Below are 24,111 nucleotides of genomic sequence, written 5' to 3' on the forward strand. Positions count from 1 at the left end.
TCGTGGCATTCACCCGAACTGATGACACCCAGTGTCTTTACGAGTGGCACAGGGTGCCACTACCTTGTTACCCACCAGTCGCGGCGCCGCGGCTCCCCACCTCGGCGCGCCCCGTCCGGTGCGACACCACCACCCGTCGCAGGTACCACCCACCCTCAGACCGACAGCGAAGCCGGTGTCCGCTCCCGGCTCCCCCAGACGCCCTGTGCAGCCCCTCACACAGGTACGCCTTCGGAGGCAGCCATGAAGGAAATCCTCGACGCGATCCTCAGCTCCGACAGCACGCCGGCGGACTTCGCCGCCCTCAAGCTGCCGGAGTCCTACCGAGCGGTGACGCTCCACAAGGACGAGGAGCAGATGTTCGCCGGCCTCGACAGCCGCGACAAGGACCCACGCAAGTCCCTCCACCTCGACGAGGTGCCCCTCCCCGAACTCGGCCCGGGCGAGGCCCTGGTGGCCGTCATGGCCAGCGCGGTGAACTACAACACCGTCTGGAGCTCGATCTTCGAGCCCGTCTCCACCTTCGGCTTCCTCGAGCGGTACGGCAGGCTCTCCCCGCTCACCAAGCGCCACGACCTGCCGTACCACATCGTCGGCTCCGACCTCGCGGGCGTGGTGCTGCGCACCGGCGCCGGGGTCAACGCCTGGAAGCCCGGCGACGAGGTGGTCGCGCACTGCCTCTCGGTCGAGCTGGAGAGCTCCGACGGCCACAACGACACGATGATGGACCCGGAGCAGCGCATCTGGGGCTTCGAGACCAACTTCGGCGGGCTCGCCCAGCTGGCCCTGGTGAAGACCAACCAGCTGATGCCCAAGCCCGCCCACCTCACCTGGGAGGAGGCCGCCTCTCCCGGTCTGGTCAACTCCACCGCCTACCGTCAGCTGGTCTCGAGCAACGGCGCGGGCATGAAGCAGGGCGACAACGTGCTGATCTGGGGCGCGAGCGGCGGGCTCGGCTCGTACGCCACCCAGTACGCGCTGGCCGGCGGCGCCACCCCGATCTGTGTGGTCTCCAGCCCGCAGAAGGCCGAGATCTGCCGGGCGATGGGCGCCGAGGCGATCATCGACCGCAGTGCCGAGGGCTACCGGTTCTGGAAGGACGAGCACAACCAGGACCAGCGCGAGTGGAAGCGCTTCGGCTCGAAGATCCGCGAGCTGACGGGCGGCGAGGACGTGGACATCGTCTTCGAGCACCCGGGCCGGGAGACCTTCGGCGCCTCGGTCTACGTGACCCGCAAGGGCGGCACCGTCGTCACCTGCGCCTCCACCTCCGGCTACATGCACCAGTACGACAACCGCTACCTGTGGATGTCCCTCAAGCGCATAGTCGGCTCGCACTTCGCCAACTACCGCGAGGCGTGGGAGGCGAACCGGCTGGTCGCCAAGGGCAGGATCCACCCGACGGTCTCCAAGGTCTACTCCCTGGAGCAGACCGGCCAGGCCGCGCTGGACGTCCAGCACAACAAGCACCAGGGCAAGGTCGGGGTGCTCTGCCTGGCCCCGCGGGAGGGCCTGGGCGTGCGCGACCACGAGCTGCGCGAGAAGCACCTGCCGGCCATCAACCTGTTCCGTGACGACCTGTCGGAGCGGACCGAAGAGCGCGACAGGGACAACTGATGACCGACCAGAAGCGCGACCGCCCCTGGCTGATGCGCACCTACGCGGGCCACTCCACGGCGAGCGACTCCAACGCGCTCTACCGCCGCAACCTCGCCAAGGGCCAGACCGGTCTGTCGGTGGCCTTCGACCTGCCGACCCAGACGGGTTACGACTCCGACCACGTGCTCGCCCGCGGCGAGGTCGGCCGGGTCGGCGTGCCGGTGGGCCACGTCGGCGACATGCGCACCCTGTTCGACGGCATCCCCCTCGAACAGACCAACACCTCGATGACGATCAACGCCACCGCGATGTGGCTGCTGGCGCTCTACCAGGTGGTCGCCGAGGAGCAGGGCGCCGACATCGCCAGGCTCACCGGCACCACCCAGAACGACATCGTCAAGGAGTACCTCTCGCGCGGGACGCACGTCTTCCCGCCCGGTCCCTCCGTGCGCCTGATCACCGACATGATCGCGTACACGGTCGCCAACATCCCCAAGTGGAACCCGATCAACATCTGCAGCTACCACCTGCAGGAGGCCGGAGCCACCCCGGTCCAGGAGATCGCGTACGCGATGTGCACCGCGATCTCCGTCCTGGACGCCGTCCGCGACTCCGGCCAGGTGCCGGCGGAGCGGATGGGCGAAGTGGTCGGCCGGATCTCCTTCTTCGTGAACGCGGGCGTCCGCTTCGTCGAGGAGATGTGCAAGATGCGCGCCTTCGCCCAGCTGTGGGAGAAGGTGACCCGCGAGCGCTACGGCATCCAGGACCCTAAGCAGCGCCGCTTCCGCTACGGCGTCCAGGTCAACTCCCTCGGCCTGACCGAGGCGCAGCCGGAGAACAACGTCCAGCGCATCGTGCTGGAGATGCTCGCCGTCACACTGTCCAGGGACGCCCGCGCCCGCGCGGTCCAACTGCCCGCCTGGAACGAGGCGTTGGGCCTGCCCCGGCCGTGGGACCAGCAGTGGTCGCTGCGGATCCAGCAGGTGCTCGCCTACGAGTCCGACCTGCTGGAGTACGGGGACCTCTTCAACGGCTCCACGGTGGTCGAGGCCAAGACCGCCGAACTGCTCGCCGGGGCCGAGGCCGAGATCGCCAAGGTGCTGGAGATGGGCGGGGTGATTCCCGCCGTCGAGTCCGGCTACCTGAAGTCCAACCTGGTGGCCTCGCACGCCGCCCGCCGGGCGCGGATCGAGTCCGGCGAGGACAAGATCGTCGGCGTCAACTGCTTCGACACCACCGAGGAGAGCCCGCTCACCGCCGATCTGGACACCGCCATCATGGTGGTCGACCCGGCCTCCGAGCAGTCCGTCCTCACCGCTCTCGACCAGTGGCGCGCCGGACGCGACGAGGCCGCCGCCCAGCAGGCACTGGAGGTGCTGAAGGCCACCGCCGTGACCAGCGAGAACCTGATGCCGGCCACCCTCGCCTGCGCCCGCGCCGGGGTCACCACCGGCGAGTGGTCCTTCGCCCTGCGCGAGGTCTTCGGCGAGTACCGCGCCCCCACCGGGGTCGGCGGCGCACCGGTCGCCGTGGCGGCCGAGCCGGGCGGCGAACTCGCCACCGTGCGCGAGGCGGTGGCCGCCACCGCCGCCGAGCTGGGCACCGGCAAGCTGCGCCTGCTGGTCGGCAAGCCCGGGCTGGACGGCCACTCCAACGGGGCCGAGCAGATCGCGGTCCGCGCCCGCGACGCCGGCTTCGAGGTGGTCTACCAGGGCATCCGGCTGACGCCCGAGCAGATAGTCTCCGCCGCCGTCGCGGAGGACGTGCACTGCGTCGGCCTGTCGATCCTCTCCGGTGCCCACCCCGAGCTGGTGCCCGACGTTCTGCAGCGGCTGCGCCGGGCAGGGGTGGAGGATGTGCCCGTCGTCGTGGGTGGCATCATCCCGGCTGCGGACTCCGAGGCCCTGAAGGCCGCGGGGGTCGCAGCGGTCTTCACCCCGAAGGACTTCGGCATCACCACCATCATCGGCCGGATCGTCGACGAGATCCGGCTGGCCAACAGGCTCCAGCCTTGGGCCGCGGCGCTGCCCACCGACCAGCACGCCGCGACCAGCTGACCCGGAAGGAACCAATCCCGCACATGTCCGCCACCGCCCCCCTTGCGAACGGCTCCGCCGCCTTCAACCGCCTGCGGCCGCGCCGCTCCTGCCTGGCCGTGCCCGGCAGCAACCCCCGCTTCCTGGAGAAGGCCCAGGGTCTCGCCGCCGACCAGGTCTTCCTCGACCTGGAGGACGCCTGCGCCCCGCTGGTCAAGGAGAGCGCCCGCCACAACATCGTGGACGCCCTCAACAACGGTGACTGGAGCGGCAAGACCCGCGTCGTCCGGGTCAACGACTGGACCACCCACTGGACGTACCGGGACGTGATCACGGTCGTCGAGGGCGCCGGCCCGAACCTGGACTGCATCATGCTGCCCAAGGTCCAGGACGCCACCCAGGTCAAGGCGCTCGACCTGCTGCTCACCCAGATCGAGAAGACCATGGGCTTCGAGGTCGGCCGGATCGGCATCGAGGCGCAGATCGAGAACGCCAAGGGCCTGGTCAACGTCGACGAGATCGCCGCCGCCTCGCCGCGCCTGGAGACCATCATCTTCGGCCCGGCCGACTTCATGGCCTCGATCAACATGAAGACCCTGGTGGTCGGCCAGCAGCCCCCCGGCTACCCGGCGGACGCCTACCACTACATCCTGATGCGCATCCTGATGGCCGCCCGCGCCCACGACCTGCAGGCCATCGACGGCCCCTTCCTGCAGATCCGCAACCCCGACGGCTACCGCGAGGTGGCCGGCCGCGCCGCCGCGCTGGGCTTCGACGGCAAGTGGGTGCTCCACCCGGACCAGGTCGCCATCGCCAACGAGGTCTTCTCCCCCGCCCAGGAGGACTACGACCACGCCGAGCTGATCCTCGACGCCTACGAGTGGTGCACCTCGGAGGCCGGCGGCGCCAAGGGCTCCGCGATGCTCGGCGACGAAATGATCGACGAGGCCAGCCGCAAGATGGCCCTGGTCATCGCCGGCAAGGGCCGCGCCGCCGGCCTGCAGCGCACCTCCAAGTTCGAGCCCCCGCAGGCCTGAGGAGACCACTGAGATGCAGTTCGGACGCACCTTCGAGGAGTTCGAGGTCGGCGCGGTCTACAAGCACTGGCCCGGCAAGACGGTCACCGAGTACGACGACCACCTCTTCTGTCTGCTCACCATGAACCACCACCCGCTCCACATGGACGCCAACTATGCGGAGAAGACGACGGACTTCGGCAAGAACGTCGTGGTGGGCAACTACGTCTACTCCCTGCTGCTCGGCATGTCCGTCCCGGACGTCTCCGGCAAGGCCATCGCCAACCTGGAGATCGAGTCGCTGCGCCACATCGCGCCGACCTTCCACGGCGACACCATCTACGGCGAGACGACGGTGCTCGACAAGTGGCCGTCCAAGTCCAAGGACGACCGGGGCATCGTCTACGTCGAGACCAAGGGCTACAAGCAGGACGGCACGGTCGTCTGCATCTTCCGCCGCAAGGTGATGGTGCCGACCGAGACGTACATCAAGGAGCGCGGCGGGGAGCAGCCCAGCCGACCCACTCCTGCCTCCTAGACCCCGGACGGGCAGGCCGCCGTCATCGGCCGACCCCCACCCGGACACGGGGGCCCTGCTGCAGCAGCCACGCCGGCAGGGTCCCCGTACCCCCTCCCCTTCTTCCCCTCTATATACGGAGCCGCACGATGGGACGCCTCGCACAGACCGACGGCCTCACCGAGATCCAGCGGGACATCCTCGCCACCGTGCGGGACTTTGTCGACAAGGAGATCATCCCGGTCGCGACCGAGCTGGAGCACAAGGACGAGTACCCGACCGCGATCGTGGAGGGGATGAAGCAGCTCGGCCTGTTCGGCCTGACCATCCCCGAGGAGTTCGGCGGCCTCGGCGAGTCCCTGCTGACCTACGCGCTGGTGGTCGAGGAGATCGCCCGGGGCTGGATGTCGGTCTCCGGCATCGTCAACACCCACTTCATCGTCGCGCACATGATCAACGCGCACGGCACCCAGGAGCAGAAGGAGTACTTCCTGCCCCGGATGGCGGCCGGCGAGATCCGCGGCGCCTTCTCGATGTCCGAGCCCGGCCTCGGCTCCGACGTGGCGGCGATCACCACCAAGGGCGTCAGGGACGGCGACTTCTACGTCCTCAACGGCCAGAAGATGTGGCTGACCAACGGCGGCACCTCCACCCTGGTGGCGGTCCTGTGCCGGACCGACGAGGGCGGCTCGACCCCTTACAAGAACATGACCACCTTCCTGGTCGAGAAGACCCCGGGCTTCGGTCCCAACCCGACGGTCCCCGGCCTCACCGTGCCCGGGAAGATCGAGAAGATGGGCTACAAGGGCGTCGACACCACCGAGCTGGTGCTCCAGGACGTCCGCATCCCGGCCGACCGCATCCTCGGCGGGGTCCCGGGCAAGGGCTTCTACCAGATGATGGACGGCGTCGAGGTCGGCCGGGTCAATGTCGCGGCCCGCGGCTGCGGCGTCGCCCGGCGCGCCTTCGAGCTGGGCATCTCCTACGCCCAGCAGCGGTCCACCTTCGGCAAGAAGATCGCCGAGCACCAGGCGATCCAGTTCAAGCTGGCCGAGATGGCCACCAAGGTCGAGGCCGCGCACCAGATGATGGTGATGGCCGCCCGCAAGAAGGACAGCGGCGAGCGCAACGACCTGGAAGCGGGGATGGCCAAGTACCTCGCCTCCGAGTACTGCAAGGAGGTCGTCGAGGACGCCTTCCGGATCCACGGCGGCTACGGGTTCTCCAAGGAGTACGAGATCGAGCGCCTCTACCGCGAGGCCCCGATGCTGCTGATCGGTGAAGGTACTGCGGAGATCCAGAAGATGATCGTGGGACGCCGTCTGCTGGAGGAGTACCGCATCGCGGAGTGACCGGAACGACACGCCGGTGACCCTCGCCGGCCGGATCCCGGCCATCCTGGATCCGGCCGCACCGATCCCGGCGCGAGGGTCGCCAGGCGACAGAGAGCCATTCGAAGGCCGGGGGGCGGGCGTGCGGGCCCGCCTCCAGGCCCCGCCGTACCGTGCGGTCCCCAGGCCTGGTCAGCCTTCGGGGGCGGTACGGCGAACCGGGGAAGGTCGTAGGGCGCGCACTCATCAGTGCGCGCCCTACGGCACATCCGCACGCCTCAAGACGCCCAGAACGGCTTCCAGGGCATGCTCAGCGCCCTTTCGACCCCTCTCCGAGGGGGCAGGCCCCGGACCTGACCCACAGTCAGCCAGGACCCGCTTCACCAGCCCCGCCCGGACTGAGACATGGGTCACGCGCCTCGTGCGCTCCCTTGGGGAACCGGCCGACCCGAGCTACGGTCGTACACATAGCAGGCGCAGATCGGCACCGCACCGGGCTCCTGAACATGCAGGCGGCTTGCCCACCTACCGCCTGGTCCCGATAGCATCCACCGGGACAGCAGCCGTCCCCATCTCAACCGATCCCCGCGGTGGCCCCCGTCCAGCGGCCATGATCCCCCGCGACTAAGGTCTTCGATGCCCATCAGCCCGTCCCCTCACACCTCCGCTCCGACCGGCGCTTTCGACGCCCCGGCGGACGGTCGGCGTCCTCGCGTGACCATCGCGCGCGGCGCCACCCCCTGGTTCGTCCCGACCCTGGCCACTGCCGCCCTCACCACCGCCCTCACCAGGCGGAACGGCAAGTGGGCCCTGGCAGCGGTACCGGCCTGCGCGCTCAGCGCGGGCATGCTGTGGTTCTTCCGCGACCCGGAGCGCGAGATCGGCGCCGGCAGAGTGATCTCCCCCGCCGACGGTGTGGTGCAGAGCATCGACGCCTGGCCGGACGGCCGCACCCGTGTCGCGATCTTCATGAGCCCGCTCAACGTGCACGTCAACCGCGCCCCGCTGCCCGGCACGGTGACGTCGGTCGAGCATGTCGCCGGCGGCTACGTCCCGGCGTTCAACAAGGACAGCGACCGCAACGAGCGCGTCGTCTGGCACTTCGACACCGAGCTCGGCGACATCGAGATGGTGCAGATCGCGGGGGCCGTGGCCCGCCGCATCGTGCCGTACGTGGACGCCGGCACCAAGGTCGAGCAGGGCGAGCGGATCGGGCTGATCCGCTTCGGCTCCCGCGTCGACACCTACCTGCCGGCCGGCGTCGAGGTGGGCGTCGAGGTCGGCCAGAAGACCACCGCCGGGGTGACACGCCTTGACCGTGACTGATCCTGAGACTCTCGTCGGCCTGAGCGACGAGGAGGAGACCGGCCTGAACCGCCGCCGCTGGGCGCGCGACCGCGAGCTGCGCGCTCCCCGCTCGCCGCAGCACCTCTCCACCGCCGACTTCCTGACCCTGGGCAACGCCGTCTGCGGCTTCATGGCGATCTACTCGATCACCACCGGGGTCCTGATGCCGCACCTGATGGGCGACTCGATGCCGAACAAGCACAGCGCCGCCACCGCGGTGACGCTGCTGCTGATCGGCTCGATGTGCGACCTGTTCGACGGCCTGGTCGCCCGCAAGCTGCGGTCCTCGGCGCTCGGCGCGGAGCTCGACAACCTGGCCGACCTGATCAGCTTCGGCATCACTCCGGCCTACTTCGTCGCGGTCTGGGGCATCGTCTCGCCGGACGGCAACCAGCAGCTCTCCGCGTTCATCGCGGTGACCGTGCTGCTCGCGGTGGTGCTGCGCCTCGCCCGGTTCTCGGCCGTCAAGATGCGGCCCGGGATCTTCCAGGGCATGCCCTGTCCGATGGGTGCGATGACGGTGATCGCCATCGTGCTGCTGGAGCCGCCGCTGCTGCTCGGGCTGCTGATGATCCTCGGCGTGGCGTACCTGATGGTGAGCCGGATCGAGTACCCGAAGCCGCAGGGGCTGCTCGCCACCGCGACGCTCTGCTGGATCGTGGTCTCCATCGGCTGCCTGGCGGCCTGGGCCGCCGGCCTGCCCGGGGGCGACACGCTGATGCACATCGGGGCGATCGCGCAGATCACGCTGGCCGCGATGGCGCCGCTGCTGGTCATCCGCCGCAAGGTGGGGCAGAAGGTCGGGGACGTCCGCGCCCGCCGCGCGGAGTCCCGGGGCTGCTGAGACCCGTCCTGGACACCCCGAAGGGGCCCGGATTCCCGCCCAGGGATCCGGGCCCCTTCGGCTGTTCGCGGGCCTCGGGGAAGCAGCCCCCACGTACCGCCGGACAGGCCGCTAGGCCCCGCCGCGGTGGACGCTGAAGGCGGAGCGGCGGGCCGCGCGGGCGACGGCGGGATCGGGGTGGACGCCCGCGACGGCGGTGAGGACGGAGGCCGCGCGGGGGTGGCCGGACTGGCGGGCGCGGTTGAACAGGCGGACCGGCTCCCCCGCCGAGGCACCCTCGACATGGCCGACCAGCAGCTCGGTCTCACCGTGGTCCAGTACCGCCGCGGCCGTGTCCACCCAGAGCCAGGCGGCGTCCGCCGCCCCGAGCACATCGGCCGGGGACACCCCCTCGTCCGACTGCTCGGCCAGCCAGAGCAGCGCGTACGGCCGCAGCACCGCCTCGTCCACGGTCGCCCGGACGGCCTTCTCCGCGGTGCCCCCGGCGACCCGGAGCGCCTCGAAGGCGAGCCCGCGCAGCAGCGCGTCCTCGCCCCGGGCGGCGTCCAGCAGCTCGGCGACCGCACGGTCCACCGGACGGGCCGCGACCCAGGCCCGGTACTCGGCGCGGGCCGGCCCCGGGGAGTAGTGGGCGCAGGCGTCCAGGAGTTCCAGGGCGCTCTGCTCGATGTGCCCGGCGGCCGTCTGGGCGACCGTGCAGATCTCCTCCAGCTTGGCGCGCACGGCCCAGTGCCCGAGCGGCGAGAGCTCCGCGGCCTCGTCCCTGCGGACCAGGGCGCCGACGGCGGCGAGGCCGTCCAGCATCCAGTCCAGGACCGCGGCGACGTCGGCGGGGGCGGCCGGCGGGGTGCCGACCTGCGGCTCGCGGCAGGTGCCGCGGACGGCCGAGACGGCCGAGGCCGCGTGCGGGACCGGGGAGAGTGCCACGGTGCCCGTACCGGCGCCGTGCCGGCGCTCGTCCAGGCCGCGGCGGAGCAGCTCCAGCAGCTCGCTGTCGACGACCGGGCCGTCCACCAGGTGCAGGAAGGAGAGCAGCTGCGGCACGTGGTCGACGGCCTGCCCGGCGAGGTGGGCGAAGACTCCGCGCATCGCGGCGGGCGGGACGGGTGCGACCAGCGTCCAGGAGTCGAACAGCGCCGACCAGCCCCGGATCACCGCCTCGTCGTCGTGCTCCCAGGCGTGCAGCCGCCAGCCCGGCCCCGCGCCGCCCTCGCGCAGCTCGACCAGGCCGACCAGCAGGGCCTGGCCCCACGCCTTGGCGGCGGCGGCGACCGTCATCGCCAGGGCCGCTCCGGCGTCGCGGGCGTCCTCGGGGAGCAGTTCGCCCCGGCGGTCGACCTTGTCGAGTTCACCCGCCCAGCGCGCGATCCGTACGGCGTCCACGAGCATCCGGCGGGCCAGCGGGGCGAGCTCGGCCGGTGCGGGGAAGCCGTCGGGCACCGGGACCCTCCCCCGCCCGGGCTTGGGCGCCGGGGCGCGGCGGCGGGCTGCTGCGGGGTGGCCGGGGTGGGCGCCGTCGGCGCGGCGGGCCGTACCGGGCAGACGGGTCACCGTCGCACCGGTACCGATCGTCGGCTGGAGCGGGGCATCACGGTCGCGCGGATTCCGAGACGTCACGCCGTGCAGTCTTCCCCGTGCACCGGCCTTCTGTCACATCCGGTTCGGCGCGTCTTCGGCCGCCCGGTTGGACTGGGTGGAAGAGATCGGGCAACAGCCCGCAAACCGGGCCTGATATTCGAATTGTTGGCTTGATTCGAATGTCGTGCACCCAACAAAACTGAACAAAGCTGATCGACGAATCATCAGATCAAGGCCGGAAGTGATCCTTTGGCGGTCCTGATCGACGTGATCGACGATATACTCGGAGTAACCGTACCCTTGGCTCAGAGCAGCGGCGTGAGCCAGCGGCGCAGCACCTCGGCGTAGCCGTCCGGATCGGCGTTCCAGAGCTGGGCGTGCTCCGCGCCCGGCACCTCGTGCAGGCTCACCAGGTCGCTGCGGCGCTGCGCGAGGCGGCGGGCGGCCGCGATCGGCGCGATGCTGTCCGCCGGACTTCCCAGCAGCAGGGTCGGCACGCGCAGGCCGGTCCCGTCCGCGAGGCGGGCGAGGGCCTCCAGGTCCACCTTGGTACGGCCTTCTGCGGCCAGCGCGCCCAGGTTGGCGAGGGCGCTCGGGATGCCGGCGCGGACGCTCTCCCTGCGCACGCTCGCCGACCAGTCGAGGATCGGGGAGTCCAGTACCAGACCGGCGATCGGCTCCTGCCGGGAGGACCTTTCGGCGGCCATCAGGCACATCGTGGCGCCCAGCGACCAGCCGTACAGCACCACCCGCCCCGCGCCGCTGTCCAGGGCGAACCGGATCGCCGACTCGACGTCCCGCCACTCGGTCTCGCCGAAGTGGCCGAGCCCGTCCGGCGACGGCGGGGCGCCGGCGTCGCCCCGGTAGGTGACGGTGAGTGTCGGCATCTTCAGCGAGCGCAACACCGGGAGCACCGGCAGCGCCTGGGTGCGGTCGGCGCCCGGACCGTGCACCAGGATCACCCAGCTGCCGCGCATGGCGTCGACGCGCCAGGCCGGCAGCGGCCCGAGCTCGCCCTGGACGGCGGTCTCGGTGAACCCGATGCCGAGGGCGCTGGTCGGGTCTCCGCGGTAGACCCGGGGGGTCAGCTCGACCTCGGTGCCGGCGGTGAGGGTTCCGCTCTCCGAGCGTTCCAGCCGACGGGTGACGGTCTGGACGTCGGTGCCCAGGACCTCGCCGACCACCGCGTGGCCGCCGCGCGGCCACTCCAGTGCGTAGCGGCCCGGGCGTACCGTCTCCGGGGCCCGGGTGAGGGAGACGCGTCCGGCGGCGACGTCGTGCACCCACAGGTTGGCCTCGCCGGGCTTCCCGAACAGCGGGTGGACCGTGCGCTCGGACACCCTTCGGCCGATCAGGACGATCGCTGCTCCGGCTCCGACGGCGGCGACCGCCACAGCGGCGGCCGCCACGGCGGCGGCGGTTCCCCTACGCATAGTGTTCCCCGGTGTGAGCTGGTTTGGAAGGCACCTCCAGTGCACTCTCCGCGCGGCGGGCCTGCCACCGGAAGGCGGACCCGCGAACGGCCGCCCGGGGCCGCGGCCTCTTTACCACGGCCTCTTTACCGCGGCCTCTTTACCGCGGCCTCTCTACTGCGGCCCCTCTACTGCGGCCAGGGCGGCGGGCGGAGAGCTCCCGGAGACGGCGTGCCGCACGGCGGGCGGCCGAGGCGGTTGTGATCAAGCCCTCCGCGCGGTTTGTTGACTCCCGGTCGCGGACCGTGGTGGGATCTTTCAGCCAAACGGAGGCATGCAGAGGAAGCCGGTGCGAGTCCGGCGCGGTCCCGCCACTGTCACCGGGGAGCACGCTCGATCCATGGTCACGGTGGTCCGGTCGTACGGCTGCTGGAAGGCCCGAGGGTGTGTCCGACCCGGAAGCCAGGAGACTCTCGCCCCCGGTACGTCGATCCAGGGCGCGGACCCTGAGTGAGGACACGCCCGCCATGCAGGCTGCCCCGGCCGAGGTCAGGCCGCCGTTCGACCGAGCCGTACCCGTCGCCCGGGCCGCCGCCGAATCCGCGCCGTGCCCCGCCTGAATCGCGGCTCCGCCTTCGCCCTGGGCAGCATCGCCGGCTACCTCGCCGACGCCGCCTTCGCCGACCCCCGGCGCGGCCACCCGGTCGCCGTCTTCGGTACCGCTGCCGGGCGGCTGGAGCGCGCCCTGTGGCGTGACCACCGGGCGGCCGGCGCCGTGTACACCGCCGTCTGCGTCGGCACGGTCGCGGCCGGGGCGCACCTCGCCGGACGGGCACTCGGGCGCAGCCGGTACGGGCAGGCCGCGCTGGCCGCCGCCGCGACCTGGACGGTGCTCGGCGGTACCTCGCTGACCCGGGAGGCCACGACCATCGGCCGTTCCCTGCGCGCCGGTGAGCTCGCCGCCGCCCGGGAGCGGCTGCCTCATCTGTGCGGCCGCGATCCGAGCTCGCTGGACGAGCAGCAGATCGCGCGCGCGGTCGTCGAGTCGGTGGCCGAGAACACCGCCGATGCCGTGGTCAACGCGCTGACCTGGGGTGCGCTGGCCGGTACGCCCGGGCTGCTGGCCTTCAGGGCCGTCAACACGCTGGACGCGATGGTCGGGCACCGTTCGCCGCGCCACCTGCGCTTCGGCTGGGCCTCGGCGCGGCTGGACGACCTGGCCGGCTGGCCCGGTGCCCGGCTGACCGCCCTGCTCGCGGTGGCCGCCGCACCCGAACCCCGAAGGGCCTGGCGCGTCTGGCGGCGGGACGGCTCAGCGCACCCGAGTCCCAACGCCGGGCAGGCCGAGTCCGCGTTCGCCGGGGCGCTCGGGGTCCGGCTGGGCGGGACGCTGCGGTACGGCGAGCGGGTGGAGCACCGGCCGGTGCTCGGTGCGGAGTTGCGGCCGGTGGCGGTCGAGGACATCGAGCGGGCGTGCCTGCTCTCCCGGCGGGTCGGGGCCCTGGCGCTGGCGGTCACCGTGACCGCTCGGGCGCTGTGGGCCTGGCGGCGGGGGCGGTCGTGAGCCGCGGTCTGATGGCGGGTCCGGGCGGGCGGGTGGCCCCTGGGGAGCGCACGGAACCGCGCGAGCGGCTCGTCGAGGCAGTCCGCGCTTGTTCGCGTGTTTCCTCGCGCCCCCGGACGGTGCCGGAGCGGGTGGCCGGGAGCGGTGCCGAGGCGGACGGCCGCTCGCGCGGTTCCTCGCGCCTGCGGGTACTGCCCTTGGGAAGGACTGTCGAGCGGAGCGGAGGAGCATGAGCGGGGCACTGCTGGTCGCCGGGACGACCTCGGATGCGGGCAAGAGCGTGGTCACGGCGGGCATCTGCCGCTGGCTGGCCCGACAGGGCGTCAGGGTGGCGCCGTTCAAGGCGCAGAACATGTCGCTCAACTCCTTCGTCACGGCCGACGGCGCCGAGATCGGCCGCGCGCAGGCGATGCAGGCTCAGGCCGCCCGGGTCGAGCCGGAGGCGGCGATGAATCCCGTGCTGCTGAAGCCCGGTGGCGACGGCCGCAGCCAGGTGGTGCTGCTCGGCAGGCCGGTGGCCGAGGTGGGTGCGCTGGACTACCGCGAGCGCAAGCCCGTCCTGCTGGAGCGGGCCCTGGAGTGCCTGGCCGATCTGCGGAGCCGGTACGAGGTGGTGGTCTGCGAGGGCGCGGGCTCGCCCGCCGAGATCAACCTGCGGGACCGGGACATCGCCAACATGGGGCTGGCCACGGCCGCCGGGCTGCCGGTGGTGGTGGTCGGGGACATCGACCGGGGCGGGGTCTTCGCCGCGATGTACGGGACGCTGGCGCTGCTCTCGGCACAGGACCAGCGGCATGTCGCCGGCTGGTTCGTCAACAAGTTCCGGGGCGACGCGCGGCTGCTGGCACCGGGCCTGGAGATGCTGCACCGGCTGACCGGGCGTCCGGTGCTCGGCACCCTGCCGATGCTCTCCGGTCTGTGGCTGGACGCCGAGGACTCGCTGGACCTGACCACCGTGGTGGACCGGGGCCAGGTGAGCGGCCCGGTCGGGCGGGACGTGCTGCGGGTGGCCGTGGTGCGGTTCCCGAGGCTGTCCAACTTCACCGATGTGGACGCGCTGGCGCAGGAGCCCGGTGTGCTGGTCCGCTGGGCGACCAGGCCCGAGGAACTGGCCGACGCCGACCTGGTGGTGCTGCCGGGCACCCGGGCCACCGTCGCCGACCTGGCCTGGCTGCGCGAGCGCGGCATGGAGCCCGCGCTGAGGGCACGGGTGGCCGCCGGGCTCCCGGTGCTCGGGGTCTGCGGCGGCTACCAGATGCTCGGACGGGTGATCGTGGACGAGGTCGAGTCCAGGGCCGGCGAGGTCGCCGGACTCGGGCTGCTGCCCACCCGGGTGGTGTTCGGCGCGGAGAAGGTGCTGGCCCGGCCGGTCGGCGAGGCGCTGGGCGAGCGGGTCGAGGGTTACGAGATCCACCACGGCGTGGTGTCGGCCGAGGGCGGCGAGGCGTTCGTCTCGGACGGTGGCGGCCGCGCCCTGGACGGGTGCCGCCTCGGCCCGGTCTGGGGTACGACCTGGCACGGTGTGCTGGAGAACGACGGCTTCCGGCGCCGACTGCTGCGCGAGGTGGCCGAGTTGGCCGGGCGCGGGTTCGTGCCCGCGTCGGACACCTCGTTCGCGGCGGCCCGGGAGGAGCGTCTCGACCGGCTCGGCGACCTGATCGAGGAGCACGCCGACACCGACGCGCTGTGGAAGCTGATCGAGGGCGGGGCACCCGGTGGACTGCCGTTCCTCCCGCCCGGTGCACCGGAACCTCTGGAGATCTGATGAGTGACGTCCGTTACCCGTTCACCGCGATCGTCGGCATGGCCGACCTGCGGCTCGGGCTGCTGCTCAACGCGGTCTCCCCGGCGGTGGGCGGGGTGCTGGTGCGCGGCGAGAAGGGGACCGCCAAGTCGACCATGGTGCGTGCGCTGGCCGGGCTGCTGCCGTCGATCGCGACCGTGCCCGGCTGCCGGTTCGCCTGCGACCCGGCGGCGGTGGACCCGCAGTGCCCGGACGGTCCGCACCCCCTTCAGGCGGCCGGGCAGCGCCCGGCGCACCTGGTCGAGCTGCCCGTCGGCGTCTCCGAGGACCGGATCGTCGGCTCGCTGGACCTGGAGCGGGCCCTGGCCGAGGGCGTCAAGGCGTACGAGCCGGGGCTGCTGGCCAAGGCGCACCGGGGCGTGCTCTACATCGACGAGGTCAACCTGCTGCAGGACCACGTGGTCGACCTGCTGCTGGACGCCGCCGCGATGGGCCGCTCGTACGTGGAGCGCGAGGGCGTCTCGGTGCGGCACGCGGCCCGGTTCCTGCTGGTCGGCACGATGAACCCGGAGGAGGGCGAGCTGCGCCCGCAGCTGCTCGACCGTTTCGGGCTGACGGTCGAGATCGCCGCCACCCGCGACCCCGGTGAGCGCGCCGAGGTGGTCCGGCGCCGGCTCGCGTACGACGCCGACCCGGCGGGATTCGCCGCACGGTACGCGGAGGACGAGCGCGCACTGGCCGAACGGATCACCGCCGCGCGGGAGTTGCTGCCGAAGGTGGCACTGACCGATCTGGCGCTGCGTCAGATCACCGCCGTGTGCGCGGCGTTCGAGGTGGACGGACTGCGCGCGGACATCGTGATGGCCAGGACCGCGGTCGCGCTGGCGGCCTGGGACGGGCGCACCGAGGTGACCGAGGAGGACGTCCGCCAGGCCGCGCGGCTCGCCCTGCCGCACCGGCGGCGGCGCAACCCCTTCGACGCGCCCGGGCTGGACGAGGAGCAGCTGGACCGGACGCTGGCGGAGCACTCCGAGCCCGCCGGCCCCGATGAGGACCCCGACGGCGGCCCCGACGGCGACGGCCCGGGGGACGGTCCTGACGGCAACGGCCCGGACGGCGGCGGCCCGGACGGCGGCGGGGCGCCCGCACCGGGCACCGCCCCCGACGGCAGTGCCGCCTCGGAGCCCGAGCCGGGCCCGGAGGCGAGCGTCCCGCCGCAGGGCGCGGGCGGCCCGGCCAAGGCCCCGGTGGCCGCGGCCGGGGAACCGTACCGGACCAGGCTGTTCAAGGTGCCGGGCACCGGGAAGGGCGCCCAGGGCCGGCGCTCCCCCGCCGAGACCGACGGCGGGCACACCATCCGGGCGCGCCGTCCGCAGGGTGCGCTGAGCCGGCTGCACCTGAGCGCCACGCTGCGCGCCGCCGCCCCGCACCAGCTGGCCCGGGGCCGCGACTCGCGCGCACTGGTGCTGCACCGGGACGACTTCCGCGAACAGGTGCGCCAGGGCCGGGAGTCCAACCTGGTGCTGTTCGTGGTGGACGCCTCGGGGTCGATGGCGGCGCGCCAGCGGATGACCGCGGTCAAGGGCGCGGTGATGTCGCTGCTGATGGACGCCTACCAGCGCCGCGACAAGATCGGCATGATCACCTTCCGGGGTGCGGCCGCCGAACTGGCACTGCCGCCCACCTCCTCGGTGGAGGTCGGCGCGGCCCGGCTGGAGCAGCTGCCGACCGGCGGCCGCACCCCGCTCGCGGCCGGACTGCTGCGCGCCCACGAGGTGCTGCGGGTGGAGCGGATGCGCGATCCGCACCGCCGGCCGCTGCTGGTGGTGGTCACCGACGGCCGGGCCACCGGCGGACGGGACGCGCTGGCCCAGGCCGGACGGGCGGCCGGGCTGCTGGCCGGCCAGGGCGTGGCGAGCGTGGTGCTGGACTGCGAGTCCGGTCCGGTACGGCTGGGGCTCGCCCGTACGCTGGCCGCTCAACTGGGCGGCCCCGCAGTGACCCTGGACGAACTGCGGGCCGAGGGCGTCACCGCACTGGTCCACGCACACCGCAACGCCACCCACCACCGAAAGGCGGCCTGAGCCATGCCGAAGGGCATCCCCGAGTCCGTTCCCGACGACGGCCTGACGACCCGTCAGCGCCGCACCCTGCCGATCACCGCCGTGCACACCGGCCCCGGAAAGGGCAAGTCCACCGCCGCCTTCGGGATGGCGCTGCGGGCCTGGAACCAGGGCTGGTCGATCGGGGTGTTCCAGTTCGTGAAGTCCGCCAAGTGGAAGGTGGGCGAGGAGAACGCGCTGCGCGTGCTCGGCGCCTCCGGTGAGGGCGGCACGGTGGACTGGCACAAGATGGGCGAGGGCTGGTCCTGGCTGCAGCGGTCCTCCGAGATGGCCATGTCCAGCGAGGAGGCGGCCAAGGAGGGCTGGGAGCAGGTCAAGCGCGACCTGGCCGCCGAGCGCTACCGCTTCTACGTGCTGGACGAGTTCACCTACCCCATGCACTGGGGCTGGATCGACGTGGACGAGGTGGTCTCGGTGCTGAAGGACCGCCCCGGCAGCCAGCATGTGGTGATCACCGGCCGCTACGCGTCCGAGGCGCTGATGGAGGCCGCCGACCTGGTCACCGAGATGACCAAGGTGAAGCACCCCATGGACGCGGGCCGCAAGGGCCAGCGCGGGATCGAGTGGTAGTCGTACGCACGTGAACATCCCCCGTCTCGTCATCGCCGCGCCGTCCTCGGGCGCGGGCAAGACCACCGTCGCCACCGGGCTGATGGCCGCGCTCCGTGCCCGGGGCCTCGCGGTCTCCCCGCACAAGGTCGGCCCGGACTACATCGACCCCGGCTACCACTCGCTGGCCGCCGGGCGGCCCGGGCGCAACCTGGACGCCTTCCTGTGCGGCCCCGAGCGGATCGCGCCGCTGTTCCTGCACGGCGCGGCCGGGGCGGACATCGCGGTGGTCGAGGGCGTGATGGGGCTGTTCGACGGGGCGGCCGGGCGCGGGGAGCTGGCGTCCACCGCGCATGTGGCGAAGCTGCTGCGGGCGCCGGTGGTGCTGGTGGTGGACGCCTCCTCGCAGTCACGGTCGGTGGCCGCGCTGGTGCACGGCTTCGCCTCCTGGGATCCCGAGGTCCGGCTCGCCGGGGTGATCCTCAACCGGGTCGCCTCCGACCGGCACGAGCAGTTGCTGCGCGAGGCCCTGGAGGAGGGGTCGGGCGTCCCGGTGCTCGGTGCGGTGCGGCGGACGGCCGGCGTGGCGACACCTTCACGGCACCTGGGCCTGGTCCCGGCGGTCGAGCGCTCCGCACAGGCCGTGCAGGCCGTCCGCGACATGGGTGAACTGGTCGCCGCCTCGGTCGACCTGGACGCGCTGGTGGCGCTCGCCCGCACCGCGCCGCCGCTGGACGCCGAGCCGTGGTCGGCCTCCGAGGAGGTCTCCCAGGTCGCCGGGCGGCCGAGGATCGCGCTGGCCTCGGGGGCGGCGTTCTCCTTCTCGTACGCGGAGAACGCGGAGCTGCTGACGGCCGCCGGAGCCGAGGTCGTCCCGTTCGACCCGCTGCACGACGCCGGGCTCCCCGACGGCACGGCCGGACTGGTGATCGGCGGCGGCTTCCCGGAGATGTACGTCGCCGAGCTGAGCGAGAACGCCTCACTGCGCGGCTCGATCTCCGCGCTGGCCGCCTCCGGCGCCCCGGTGGCCGCCGAGTGCGCCGGACTGCTGTACCTGGGGCGGGAGTTGGACGGCAGGCCGATGTGCGGCGTACTCGACACCGACGCCCGGATGACCGAGCGGCTCACCCTCGGCTACCGCGAGGCGGTGGCCATCGGCGAGAGCGCGCTCGCCCCGGCCGGTGCCCGGGTCCGCGGCCACGAGTTCCACCGCACCGTCTGCGAACCCGGTTCGGGCCCGCAGCCCGCCTGGGGCTGGCGCGCGCCGGACGGACCGCGGACGGAGGGCTTCGTACAGGGCTCGGTGCACGCCTCGTACCTGCATCTGCACTGGGCCGGCGCACCGGAGCTGGCCGAACGGCTGGTCCGCGCGGCGGCCGGGCACGGCTGGGCCTGACCAGGCCTAACCGGCGCCCTCGCGCCACGGCGGCCCACCGCCGTGGCGCGGCGTCGGCTTCAGTCCTCGGCCCCGTCCGCCACCGCGCCGCCGTGGATGTTGCGCTCGATCGCCTCGGCGGGCAGCGCGGTGTGCAGCGCCCAGTAGTAGACGGCCAGCGAGAGGAGGACCACCGCCAGGATGTCCCACCACAGCGGCAGGTTGCCCTCGGCGCCCCTGCCGAAGGTGCCCTGCCAGGAGATCAGGCCCAGCCCGACCAGGTAGACCGGCAGCCAGCAGCCCGCCGCGAAGTCCATCCGCGGGGCGTCCGGCAGGCCCCTGGCGTTGGCGTACCAGGCGTACGAGCCCATCAGCAGGTAGCCGATCAGGATCGCCACACCGAGCCGCCACAGGGTGTCCCAGCCGGACCAGTAGATCACCAGACCGGCGATCGCGAAGGAGAGCGGTGAGACCAGGGCGCCGCCCGGCAGCCGGTACGGGCGCTCGAGTCCCGGCAGCCGCCTGCGCAGTACGCCGAAGGCCAGCGGTGCGCCCGCGTACATCAGCACGACCGCCGAGGTGATGAAGGTGACCAGCCGCTGCCAGCTCGGGAAGGGCAGGAGGCAGAGCACGCCCGCCACGAAGGCGACGATCAGGCCGACCCAGGGCACCGACCGCCGGTCCGTCCACTGGAACGCCCTCGGGGCGTAGCCGTTGCGGCTCAGCCCGTACGAGACCCGGGAGCAGGAGGTGATGTAGATCAGGCCGGTCCCGCCCGGGGAGATGATCGCGTCGGTGTAGAGCAGGACGGCCAGCCAGCCGAGGCCGATCAGGGCGGCCAGCCCCGCGAACGGACCGGCGATACCGGGGTAGTCGAGCCTGGCCCAGCCGCCGGCGAAGGTCCCGGGCGGCAGCGAGGTGATGAAGACCGTCTGGAGCAGGATGTAGATCAGGGTCCCGAGGGTGACCGAGCCGATCACGGCGCGCGGGATGTCGCGCCGGGGGTTCAGGCTCTCCCCCGCCCACTGGATCGCCTGCTCGAAGCCGAGCAGGGCGAAGATCACCCCACTGGTACTGATCGCCGCGAGTACGCCCTTGGCCCCGTACGGGGCGAAACCGTGCGCGGTGAAGTTGCCGCCGTGGAACTCCGCCAGCGCGAGCACCACGATGCTGAACAGCGGGATCGCCACCTTCCACCAGGTGGCCACGCTGTTGGTGTGGGCGAGGATCCTGACGCCGAGGAAGTTGACCACCACGAAGACGGCCAGCAGGCCCGCCGCGACCGCGATGCCCGAACCGGTGAGGGTGTGGTCGGGGTGCAGCAGGCCGCGGGCCCAGGACCAGTGCCCGGCATAGTTGATCACGGCCTGCACCTCGATCGGCGCGATCGTCGCGGCCTGCAGCCAGGAGAACCAGCCGAAGGACATCCCGGCGAACCCGCCGAAGGCGTAGTGCGGGTAGCGGGCGGTGCCGCCCGCCACCGGGAACATCGCGCCGAGTTCGGCGTGGACCAGGGCGAGCAGCACGATGGCCACCGCGCCGATGCCCCAGGAGAGCAGCGCGGCCGGCCCGGCGATCACCACGGCGTTCTTCGCCCCGAACAGCCAGCCCGAGCCGATGATCGCGCCGGCCGAGGCCCACAGCAGCCCGATCAGGCCCACCTCGCGGCGGAGCCTGCCGTTCCCCTGCGCGCCGGACGGGGCGGTCTCGTCGGTCGATGCCATGCGTTCGGCCTCCCGGAATCGTGCGGGCGGGGCGCGGGTGCGCTGACGCCGACGGTGCCGCAGATCCGGTACGGAGGCCTTCCGGCAACGCGGACACGCACGGGTACAGCCGCCCCTCGGCCGAGTTGTCGGATGGTATGCGCCGCTCGGTGCGGTGTCCCGGGCCGCTTCCCCGTGTCCGGCGGGCCGTTCCGGTGTCCGGCGGGCGCGCTCCCCGGGTGGCCACGGAACTCTGCTTCCCGTTACGAGCGCGGCTCCCCGTTACGAGCGCGGCTCCCCGAGCAGCACGGCGAGATAGCGGGCGGCCTCGGCGCGCAGCTCGGCCGGGGTGGGGATGTGCCCGTGGCCCGCACCGGCCGCCGAGTCGAAGATGACGCCCTCGCACCAGCGGACGAAGCCGCGGGCGTCGCGCTCCGGCTCGGCGGAACCCGCCCGGGCCAGCAGCCGGGCGGCGAGCGCGCGGAAGCCCGCGCCCAACCGGTCGTAGACGGTGCGGAGTTCGGGCCTGCGAGTGGCTTCCAGGGCGAGTTCGAGGCGGGCCAGGGTCAGCGGCAGGCCGTCGGTCAGCGCCTGGTGGACGCCGGTCGCGGTGACCTCCAGCAGCAGTTCCAGCGGAGGGTTCTCCTCCTGGAGGGGCCGGAAGTCCGCGTGTTCGCGTTCCGCGATCCGGGTGAGCGCCGCCGCCAGCAGGGCGGCCCGGGTGCGGGCGTGGTTGGAGGTCGAGCCGGTCGGCAGCCCGGCGGCCTCGTCGACGGCCCGGTGGGTCAGCCCGCGCAGACCGCGTTCGGCGATCAGCGCGATCGCGGTGTCGGCGATCAGGGCGGCCCGGGGGCTGGCCGGCGCGGCGAGGGCGGGCGGGACGGGCGGTGCGGGCGGCGTGCTCATGGGGTCGATCATCGCGCCTCGGACGCCGCCGGCCCCAACCACCGGCCCCGTACGCGGCCCGGCGGTGTCGTACCCGGTCGTTAGCGTCGGCGATATGACGGTCATCCGCGTGCCGCACGCCCGCCGAACCGCCGCCCGCCGAACCGCCGCGCGCCGTGCCGACCGTCGCGGCGGAGGTTCCGGCCGGCTCCGCCTTCCCGCCCCGCCCGGGTCGTCCGGTGCCGTCGGCCGCTCACCGGGCCTACGGCCGCCGGTCCGCTCAGCCGTCGGTCAGCGACTTGAAGAAGTGCACGTCCTCGTGCCCGCCGGGGATGCCCAGGGTCCGGCCGGTCTCGGTGTAGCCGTGGCGCCGGTAGAAGCCGGGGGCCTGGAAGGTGAAGGAGGACACGGCCACCCGGTCGCAGCCGCGCCGCCGGGCCTCCTCCTCGGCGGCCCGCAGGATCCTGCCGCCCCAGCCGTCCTTGCGGGCGTCCTCGCGCACCCACAGCATCCCGATCCCGCACAGGCCGCCCCAGGTCCACGCGGCCAGCCCGCCGATCAGCTCGCCCGCCTCGTCGGTGACCTTGACCGACAGCGTGCCCTGCTCGGCCACGCCGGTGGCCGCCGCGTTGAAGGCGGTGAGCCCCTCGTCCAGGCGCCGGTTGAGCTCGGCGTCGCGTTCGCCGACGGTCAGGACCGGGCCGGTTGCATGATCACTCGTCATGGCGCGGAGTATGCCAGCCGCCGCATCCGCCCGACGCGCGGTTTTCGGCTCCGGTCCGACCGCGAATCGGGGCACCGCCGGGCCCGTGGATGAGGGCTCTCCTCGATATCCCGGGGTCACTCCAGGTCGGATAGCCTTTTGACCGACTGTCAGCCTGTACGAAGACTTCATGGGGGAACGGCTGTGGGACTGTGGGACGACGTCAAGGATCTGGGCAGCTCGGCGGTGCATGTCGCCGAGGACGTCTTCTGGGCTCCGACCAAGATCGCTCATTGGGTACTCACCAAGATGTTCGGCGGCGACCCCGACGCCGAGCTGAAGAAGTACGCCGCCGAGCTCGAGGAGATGAGCAAGGAGGCGGAGGCGCTCGGCAAGGAGATCGGCACCGCGCTGGGCCAGCTCACCTGGCACGGAGGGGCGGCCGACGCCTTCGTCGCACACGCCCAGGGCCGGGTGAAGGAGCTGAACACCGTCGCCGACCAGCTCGGTGACCTCGGCAAGGACATCAAGGGCCTCGCCGACGCGTTCTGATCCCGCCTCGCGTCCACAATCCACACCGCACTAAGGAGTACCGCCCCGTGGGCGACCAGTTCGGATACCAGCTGCAGGAGCTGGCCAAGATCCAGAGCGACTTCCAGAAGATCACCCAGCGCATGGGCGAGATGAGCCAGAAGGTCGGAGCCATCAAGGCGGCCGTCGAGTCCGCGGCCTCGATGGACGTCATGGCCGGCGCACCGTTGGGCATCGGGAACTTCCTCGCGGTCGCGGCCGACGTCGCCCACCGCGTCAAGGCCATCAGCGAGAAGGCCCAGCAGGTGGAGGCGACCAAGCAGCAGCTCACCGCGGATCTCGCCGAGGACGAGCAGAAGATCAAGCAGGTGATCAGCCAGTACCAGGAAGCCGAACGCAAGATCGCGGAAGACCTGAAGAAGAAGCAGGAGGAGCACGAGAAGCCGAAGTCCCCGAGCACCGGGATCGACGGAGTCGGTGGTGGCGGGGGCGGTGGCGGCCACACCGGCGGGAGCGGTGGTGGCGGTGGCACCGGCGGCGGCGGTCACACCGGCGGCGGCGGTCACACCGGCGGGGGCGGTGGCGGCGGGGGCGGTCACACCGGCGGCGGCGGTGGCGGCGGCTACACCGGCGGCGGTGGCGGTGGCGGTGGCACCGGCGACGCGGGCGGTCCCGGCGGCCTGCACGACGGCGGTCCGATCAAGGACCACAGCCGCGGCGACTGGAGCACCCACTTCATCAACGGCTCCAGCAGCTGGGAGGACTGGCCCGCGAACAGCCACTCGCACCTGCACCCGAAGAACGGCGAGGGCGCCGGCATCATCGACCGGCCCAACCTCAACGGTCTCTCCGACGTCCGCCAGGGCATCGTGGAGCGCGCTCTGGAGCGCGCCGACCACAAGCTCGGCTACAGCCAGGGCGCCGAGACCAACGGCTACCGGGTGGACTGCTCCGGCCTGGTCTCCTGCGCCTGGGGCCTGCCCGGGCCCGGCCTGGACACCTACGGCCTGATGTCGCCCGACGTGTCGCACCGCATCAGCAAGGACGACCTGCAGCCGGGCGACGCGATGATCATGGGCGACCACACCGTCATCTTCGGCGGCTGGGCCGACGCGTCCCACACCCAGTACATCGCGATCGAGGACAGCGGCAGCCAGGGCTGCGTCTCGCACGTGATCCCGTACCCCTACTACCACAACGACCAGCGGTACCTGCCCTACCGCCGCAACGGCGTCTCCTAGCGGAGCACAGGGC

The 24,111-nt window shown here is 72.5% G+C and carries 19 protein-coding genes and 1 riboswitch; of the genes, 14 read left to right on the forward strand and 5 right to left on the reverse strand.

Features of this window, described 5'->3' with window-relative positions; translation table 11 throughout:
* Positions 1 to 243 precede the first annotated feature (243 nt).
* The 7 genes from ccrA (at position 244) to ACSMTC_RS10860 (ending at position 8,690) form a co-directional block, all read left to right on the forward strand.
* Positions 244 to 1,617, forward strand: coding sequence for a crotonyl-CoA carboxylase/reductase (gene ccrA, locus ACSMTC_RS10830; protein ID WP_436559445.1), 1,374 nt, complete (start codon positions 244 to 246; stop codon positions 1,615 to 1,617).
* A complete protein-coding gene (locus tag ACSMTC_RS10835; RefSeq protein WP_436559446.1) occupies positions 1,617 to 3,656 on the forward strand; it encodes a protein meaA in 2,040 nt (679 codons plus the stop codon). The genes ccrA and ACSMTC_RS10835 overlap by 1 nt, the downstream gene beginning before the upstream one ends.
* A 23-nt stretch (positions 3,657 to 3,679) precedes the next feature.
* Positions 3,680 to 4,672 (forward strand): HpcH/HpaI aldolase/citrate lyase family protein, encoded by a 993-nt coding sequence (locus ACSMTC_RS10840; protein WP_436559447.1) that lies wholly within the window; start codon positions 3,680 to 3,682, stop codon positions 4,670 to 4,672.
* A gap of 13 nt (positions 4,673 to 4,685) precedes the next feature.
* Positions 4,686 to 5,189, forward strand: coding sequence for a MaoC family dehydratase (locus ACSMTC_RS10845; protein ID WP_436559448.1), 504 nt, complete (start codon positions 4,686 to 4,688; stop codon positions 5,187 to 5,189).
* 128 nt (positions 5,190 to 5,317) lie between these two features.
* Positions 5,318 to 6,520 carry an acyl-CoA dehydrogenase family protein gene (locus ACSMTC_RS10850; protein ID WP_436559449.1) on the forward strand — a complete coding sequence of 401 codons (1,203 nt, stop codon included), beginning with the start codon at positions 5,318 to 5,320 and terminating at the stop codon, positions 6,518 to 6,520.
* Between the two features lie 615 nt (positions 6,521 to 7,135).
* A complete protein-coding gene (locus ACSMTC_RS10855; RefSeq protein WP_436559450.1) occupies positions 7,136 to 7,825 on the forward strand; it encodes a phosphatidylserine decarboxylase in 690 nt (229 codons plus the stop codon).
* Complete coding sequence (locus tag ACSMTC_RS10860) at positions 7,812 to 8,690, forward strand: CDP-alcohol phosphatidyltransferase family protein (protein ID WP_436559451.1); 879 nt, start codon at positions 7,812 to 7,814, stop codon at positions 8,688 to 8,690. Before ACSMTC_RS10855 ends, ACSMTC_RS10860 begins: the two co-directional genes overlap by 14 nt.
* Positions 8,691 to 8,801: 111 nt before the next feature.
* On the opposite strand, the gene ACSMTC_RS10865 is transcribed toward ACSMTC_RS10860, so the two are convergent.
* Positions 8,802 to 10,307 carry a hypothetical protein gene (locus ACSMTC_RS10865; protein ID WP_436559452.1) on the reverse strand — a complete coding sequence of 502 codons (1,506 nt, stop codon included), beginning with the start codon at positions 10,305 to 10,307 and terminating at the stop codon, positions 8,802 to 8,804.
* A 266-nt stretch (positions 10,308 to 10,573) separates the two neighbouring features.
* Positions 10,574 to 11,701, reverse strand: coding sequence for an alpha/beta hydrolase family protein (locus ACSMTC_RS10870; RefSeq protein ID WP_436559453.1), 1,128 nt, complete (start codon positions 11,699 to 11,701; stop codon positions 10,574 to 10,576).
* A gap of 292 nt (positions 11,702 to 11,993) precedes the next feature.
* Positions 11,994 to 12,175, forward strand: a riboswitch (cobalamin riboswitch).
* Positions 12,176 to 12,296: 121 nt separating this feature from the next.
* Here ACSMTC_RS10870 and ACSMTC_RS10875 point away from each other — a divergent pair.
* The 5 genes from ACSMTC_RS10875 to ACSMTC_RS10895 all read left to right on the forward strand — a co-directional run bounded on the left by ACSMTC_RS10875 (position 12,297) and on the right by ACSMTC_RS10895 (position 19,056).
* Positions 12,297 to 13,244, forward strand: a complete 948-nt coding sequence (locus tag ACSMTC_RS10875; RefSeq protein WP_436564649.1) for a cobalamin biosynthesis protein — start codon at positions 12,297 to 12,299, stop codon at positions 13,242 to 13,244.
* A 229-nt stretch (positions 13,245 to 13,473) separates the two neighbouring features.
* Positions 13,474 to 15,009 carry a cobyric acid synthase gene (locus ACSMTC_RS10880; RefSeq protein WP_436559454.1) on the forward strand — a complete coding sequence of 512 codons (1,536 nt, stop codon included), beginning with the start codon at positions 13,474 to 13,476 and terminating at the stop codon, positions 15,007 to 15,009.
* Positions 15,009 to 17,072, forward strand: coding sequence for a putative cobaltochelatase (locus tag ACSMTC_RS10885; protein ID WP_436559455.1), 2,064 nt, complete (start codon positions 15,009 to 15,011; stop codon positions 17,070 to 17,072). Before ACSMTC_RS10880 ends, ACSMTC_RS10885 begins: the two co-directional genes overlap by 1 nt.
* Before the next feature lie 3 nt (positions 17,073 to 17,075).
* Complete coding sequence (cobO, locus tag ACSMTC_RS10890; protein ID WP_436559456.1) at positions 17,076 to 17,681, forward strand: cob(I)yrinic acid a,c-diamide adenosyltransferase; 606 nt, start codon at positions 17,076 to 17,078, stop codon at positions 17,679 to 17,681.
* A gap of 10 nt (positions 17,682 to 17,691) precedes the next feature.
* Positions 17,692 to 19,056: a cobyrinic acid a,c-diamide synthase CobB gene (locus ACSMTC_RS10895; RefSeq protein ID WP_436559457.1), complete on the forward strand. Its 1,365-nt coding sequence runs from the start codon at positions 17,692 to 17,694 to the stop codon at positions 19,054 to 19,056.
* A 59-nt stretch (positions 19,057 to 19,115) separates the two neighbouring features.
* On the opposite strand, the gene ACSMTC_RS10900 is transcribed toward ACSMTC_RS10895, so the two are convergent.
* The 3 genes from ACSMTC_RS10900 to ACSMTC_RS10910 form a co-directional block, all read right to left on the reverse strand.
* Positions 19,116 to 20,759: an APC family permease gene (locus ACSMTC_RS10900; protein WP_436559458.1), complete on the reverse strand. Its 1,644-nt coding sequence runs from the start codon at positions 20,757 to 20,759 to the stop codon at positions 19,116 to 19,118.
* A gap of 261 nt (positions 20,760 to 21,020) precedes the next feature.
* Entirely contained in the window at positions 21,021 to 21,644 is a 624-nt protein-coding gene (locus ACSMTC_RS10905) for a TetR/AcrR family transcriptional regulator (protein ID WP_436559459.1), read from the reverse strand.
* 259 nt (positions 21,645 to 21,903) lie between these two features.
* Positions 21,904 to 22,347 (reverse strand): GNAT family N-acetyltransferase, encoded by a 444-nt coding sequence (locus tag ACSMTC_RS10910; RefSeq protein WP_436559460.1) that lies wholly within the window; start codon positions 22,345 to 22,347, stop codon positions 21,904 to 21,906.
* A gap of 183 nt (positions 22,348 to 22,530) precedes the next feature.
* Here ACSMTC_RS10910 and ACSMTC_RS10915 point away from each other — a divergent pair, with 183 nt between their 5' ends.
* Positions 22,531 to 22,878, forward strand: a complete 348-nt coding sequence (locus ACSMTC_RS10915) for a WXG100 family type VII secretion target (RefSeq protein ID WP_436559461.1) — start codon at positions 22,531 to 22,533, stop codon at positions 22,876 to 22,878.
* A gap of 47 nt (positions 22,879 to 22,925) precedes the next feature.
* Positions 22,926 to 24,098 (forward strand): NlpC/P60 family protein, encoded by a 1,173-nt coding sequence (locus ACSMTC_RS10920; RefSeq protein WP_436559462.1) that lies wholly within the window; start codon positions 22,926 to 22,928, stop codon positions 24,096 to 24,098.
* Positions 24,099 to 24,111: the final 13 nt, after the last annotated feature.

The organism is Kitasatospora sp. HPM-01-4, assembly GCF_051374625.1.
Classification (GTDB): domain Bacteria; phylum Actinomycetota; class Actinomycetes; order Streptomycetales; family Streptomycetaceae; genus Kitasatospora.